The sequence below is a fragment of the Bacteroidales bacterium genome (assembly GCA_018334875.1).
In the GTDB taxonomy this organism is placed as follows: Bacteria; Bacteroidota; Bacteroidia; order Bacteroidales; family UBA12077; genus JAGXLC01.
This window is the reverse complement of record JAGXLC010000527.1, coordinates 1-2,562: the sequence shown is the minus strand read 5'-3', so window position 1 is coordinate 2,562 and position 2,562 is coordinate 1. Positions and strand designations below refer to the sequence as shown.

General features: G+C 42.3%; 3 protein-coding genes. All 3 read right to left on the bottom strand.

The features are described 5' to 3' along the window. Nucleotides 1-1,161, bottom strand: a 1,161-nt coding sequence (locus KGY70_20770; GenBank protein MBS3777639.1) for an aldo/keto reductase, incomplete at its 3' end; no start/stop codon positions are given. 143 nt (nucleotides 1,162-1,304) lie between these two features. Beyond that, entirely contained in the window at nucleotides 1,305-2,228 is a 924-nt protein-coding gene (locus KGY70_20765; GenBank protein MBS3777638.1) for an MBL fold metallo-hydrolase, read from the bottom strand. Between the two features lie 12 nt (nucleotides 2,229-2,240). Further along, the coding region (locus tag KGY70_20760) for a hypothetical protein (protein ID MBS3777637.1) at nucleotides 2,241-2,562 on the bottom strand (322 nt) is incomplete at its 5' end.

Genomic DNA, 2,562 nt, shown 5'->3' with positions numbered 1-2,562 from the left:
TCTCTGGGCGGTGAAATAATGGTTGTACCGCATGATCGTGTTTACCGGCACGTGATGTGGACACGACGGTTCGCATATCCCGCAGGCATGCCTGCAGTAGAAGGGTCCCATCAGTTTTTCGGCTTCCTCAAGCTTTGCCTGTTCTTTGTATGTAAAGCGTTGACCGGATAATTTCAGATAATTATCAATATCTTCATAATTTTGGAAGGTGATCATCACCGAATGGACATCCGGGTTGTTCAGGACAAAACGGATGGCTGCATCCCGGATTTCCGAATCACCATCGAGGCCGTATTTTCCAAGGAACCGAAAGGCTTTTTCATGTTTCTGTGAAAATTTATCATCAAGGATTTTCATCCATTCGGTCATTTCCTTGCCCTCATTGAGGTGTTTATCTATCATTTTTTTATAGATGGCATAGTTTCCTCCAAACGGATCGGTTTTCATCAGCGTTGTTGCTATATCATTTTCTCCGGCCCTTTTCAGAATGTATTCGGCCATGTCTCTCTGTACATAATTGTAAACAAGAAGAAAAAGGTCGTATATCCCTTCATCAATGGCTGCATCAAAAATGACCTGCATAGATTCGGATTTATTCCACCAGGACTGACCATGACAAGAGAGTCCGCAGAATCGAATGATACCATCCTTTTTTAGTTTTTCCATCGCTTTTATGAATGCGGGATTTCTCACTTCTTTGGCAGTAACCGGGCAATGCATCTGGAAGCAGTCTATATATCCGGCATCCAGTCTTTTATTGGCTCCTTTAACCATTGAGATGATATCATCGCAACTCATGTTGGCTTTAACATAGTTCTTGGTTGTAATAAAAACAGATTCCCGCTCCATCCCCTTAATGACCCTACCGATCATCCTTTCGTTATTGCCTTTCTGATAAGTGTAGGCAGAATCCAGGTAGTTTACACTCCTTTTTAGAATGGCACGAAGAAAGTTTTCATCCTGGATCGTGGTGGTGCCACACCCAATATCCGATACCATAAAATTAGTACGTCCCAACCTCCTGTATTCCTTGATGGAAGATTCGGATTCAGGGGGTGATTTGTGTTCAATTGCCAGGCCTTTCTGGCCCAATAATCCGGCACCGACCAAGGCCAGTGCCGATTTTTTCAGAAAATTTCTGCGGTTGGTGGGTGTTTTCATTTCTTTTTTTAATAAAGTAGTGTGAAGATTAAATATTTCGCCACCAAAACACCAAAGCACGAAATTTCACTAAAAAAATACTGGCTCTCTATTTTTGTGGTTTTTGTGGTTTTTGGTGTGTTGGTGTTTTAGTGGCATTTTCTTTATTTAATTTTTGATAGATCTCTATATACCCCATACACAAAAAGCTTAGGAGGCAGCCAGGATGGATCTCCTTTGAAAAGGCTTCTGGCCGGGTTTGCTTCTAAAACCTCTTCCAGCGTTTTGCCTCCATTGAAAAGTTTTTCTATTCGCTTACCTGTTTCTGCCAGTTTGGTGCGGTATTCCAGCAGGCCTTTCTTGTCTGACAATTCGCCATGGCCTGGAATGATGATGGTTTGTTCATCACAGATGCTTAGCACTTGATCTATGGCATGGATAATTCCTTTGAATGAGCCGCCATGAAAATTGTCGATAATGGGATAGCCATTGGAAAGGAAAAAATCTCCGGCATGAACCACGTTGGCATTTTTGAAATGATACACTACATCCGCATCTGAATGGGCACAGGGACAATGGTAAGCATGAATGGTTTCGCCATTGAAATGAAGGGATAGAGAGTCGGTAAAGCATATTTTTGGCAGGGCAGCCTCAGGATAAGGTGGAATGGTGGGGTATTGTATCCCAACAATTTCCGGGACGCTCCATTCCTTTGACATTTGTTTTCTACAGTTGCTGTGGCCTGCAATAATGGCTCCATCTTTGCCAAATTTCTCGTTCCCGCCAGCGTGGTCGTAATGATAATGCGTGTTTAACACATACCGGACAGGTAGATTAAAAGAATAAAATAATACGGAATCTAAAGTTCCCGCACTTTCCTTACGGCCGGAATCGACGATCAGCAGCCCGTCAGATCCTTCGGATACAGCTATGTTGCAACCGAAAGCACCGATCAGGTAGATTCCGTCTCTTATCTCCCGAACCGGATATTGTTTTGTTTCCTTATGCTGGGTATATCCTGGTTCCGGGTAGGCGAGGAAACAGGTAAAGAGCATAACCGTTAAAAGATAAATAGAGGGAGTTTTCATTTTAATTTCGTTTTATGGCCAATAAGACAAATCCTTTTGATACCATCCATGTAGGATTTCAATTTTCCGGTATAAGGGTTTTTCCTTTTCCAACAGTGCGCTAGCTTTTGCTTTGCCTTCACCCCATAATTTTTTCAGGCCTTCTTTCATAGCTGATGAATCTTTTGCATACATAACCCCAAGATAAAAAGGGTCTTCATAACCTACTGTTCCAACAAAGCTTACAAAGTCAAGGCCGGTATTGAGGCTGTCATGAAGGCGCCCCCAATCGATCCAGTTCTCTTCAAGAATTTTATTTTTACCCGGAAGAATGTAGCATAATTCATATGAATCT